Here is a 1,778-nt window from a genome sequence, read left to right as displayed (position 1 = left end):
AATATTTTTCATAACTTCTGAGATTAACTGTATCAAAAGTATTATGAGATTTATTAACCCAAAAGTCGATTATGCCTTTAAAAAAATATTTGGATCGGAACAAAGCAAAGAGATTTTAATTAGCTTTCTGAATGCGATTATTTATGAAGGAGAGAAAGTAATTGAATCTTTGACAATTGTCAATCCTTATAATCCCGGTCAGATAATATCATTAAAGGAGACTTATTTAGATATAAAAGCAGTTTTAAGAGATGGCTCTCTGGTAGTAATTGAAATGTAAGTGGCGCGAATGACTGCTTTTAGCAAACGGGTAGCTTATAACCTAGCTAAAGCTTATGCCAATCAATTAGAAAAAGGAGAAGATTATCCTCTATTAAATCCAGCAATTGCGGTGACTATTACTGATTTTATTCTGTTTAATAATACTGAGGGTGTGATTAATAAATTTGTGTTTCAAGAGGAAATCAAAAAGTTTGAATGCCTGGAGCGATAATTGCGGTTAATTTTTGTAGAATTACCAAAGTTTAAGAGAACTTTGTCAGAGTTGAATAGTTTGACTGATAAGTTGATTTATTTTTTGAAAGAGGCAGCTACTTTGCATGAAATACCAGAAAATTTGGGAGAAGTATCAGAGATAGAAATGGCTTTAAATATTGCCAATAAAATTAATATGACGGCAGAAGAACTAGATATAGTTGACCGTCGGGGAATAACCTTGCAAGATTAAAGAGGGCGAATAATTTATGCGGTAGAACAAGGACGACTTAATCAAACAATAGTCTTAATCATGCGTCAACTGAAAAAGTGTTTTGGAGAAATTTCAGTAACTATAAGTAGTCAAGTGGAAGATTTATCCATTGAAAATTTAGAAAGTTTAGGAGAAGATTTTTTAGACTTCAAAAGTCTGGAAGATTTATTGAGTTGGTTAGAGAAACGTTAGTTGTTTTAATAAGTTAGGTGATCGCTTCCTACAATGGCCTTATATTTTGAGGAGGCGATCGCTCTTAATATTAGTAATCCTTTAATAAGTGCTTTATCAAAAGTATTTTTCTTCTGTAATTAAGGATTAAATAATTTCTGTCTGTTCATCAAACTCTGGAGTCTTACCAACTAACAGCAAAGCAAAAAAGTCTGATTCAAGACAAGAATCTTCTAAATTGGTAAATCTTCTACAATTAGATTAATTGTGTAATAAGTAAAATCTGAAAAAAGTCTGCTGTCATGTTCTGATAATTTAGCCAGGATATTGTAGGTAGGCAAATTAAGTTCAGCCCAACAAATATATTTTTTGTTGGGTTAACCTTTGAGAAGCAATCTCAGGTCTCTCAACCCAACCTGCAAGAGACTGTTTTTCTGATTAGACATCTAGCAGACTCGATCATCAGAAGCCAAAGAAAGTAATTTCTAAATCAATTCCAAAATTACTCAAATTCTGGATAAAATACTCTCCCAAAATCTTGAGAGAGCTGACCAATAAACAAAACTAATTTAATTACTCAAGAATAAATGTATTTATTAGAGAGTATTTGTCCTAATTCAAGACTTAATTTCACCTCTCTATTATGTATGTGGTTTTCTAATCTGGTTTTGTGACAGTGGCGATCGCAAATTTATTATTAAACATCTCTTTTTTTTATGAGTTAATTGAGATTTAGACCAGTTGCCAAAAATCTTTCTTTGTCGGCGCATTTTGTTAGAGATATTTTCCATTTGCTTCCCTTATTTCCTGAAAAAATCTCTAATTTATGACAACTCAAAATAACTCTCAAATCTTCACT

General features: G+C 31.6%; 4 protein-coding genes. All 4 read left to right on the top strand.

Features of this window, described 5'->3' with window-relative positions:
• On the top strand, window positions 1–280 hold a 280-nt coding region (locus tag F6K13_RS35615; protein WP_353735747.1), incomplete at its 5' end, for an Rpn family recombination-promoting nuclease/putative transposase.
• Window positions 281–289: 9 nt separating this feature from the next.
• The gene (locus F6K13_RS35610; RefSeq protein WP_353735746.1) at window positions 290–493 is read left to right on the top strand and encodes a hypothetical protein; all 204 of its coding nucleotides are present in this window, start codon (window positions 290–292) and stop codon (window positions 491–493) included.
• On the top strand, window positions 494–727 hold the full coding sequence (locus tag F6K13_RS35605; protein ID WP_353735745.1) for a PD-(D/E)XK nuclease family transposase: 234 nt from the start codon (window positions 494–496) through the stop codon (window positions 725–727).
• Between the two features lie 9 nt (window positions 728–736).
• Window positions 737–940, top strand: a complete 204-nt coding sequence (locus tag F6K13_RS35600) for a DUF4351 domain-containing protein (RefSeq protein ID WP_339379582.1) — start codon at window positions 737–739, stop codon at window positions 938–940.
• The last annotated feature ends 838 nt before the right edge of the window (window positions 941–1,778 follow it).

The organism is Okeania sp. SIO2B9 (assembly GCF_010672505.1).
GTDB lineage: Bacteria > Cyanobacteriota > Cyanobacteriia > Cyanobacteriales > Microcoleaceae > Okeania > Okeania hirsuta.
The sequence above is the reverse complement of the archived record's forward strand: the minus strand, read 5'-3'. Positions and strand labels throughout refer to the sequence as shown.

Excerpts from the sequence above, each read along its gene's own strand:
- F6K13_RS35610 (WP_353735746.1), top strand. The coding sequence starts at position 290 with ATGACTGCTTTTAGCAAACGGGTAGCTTATAACCTAGCTAAAGCTTAT.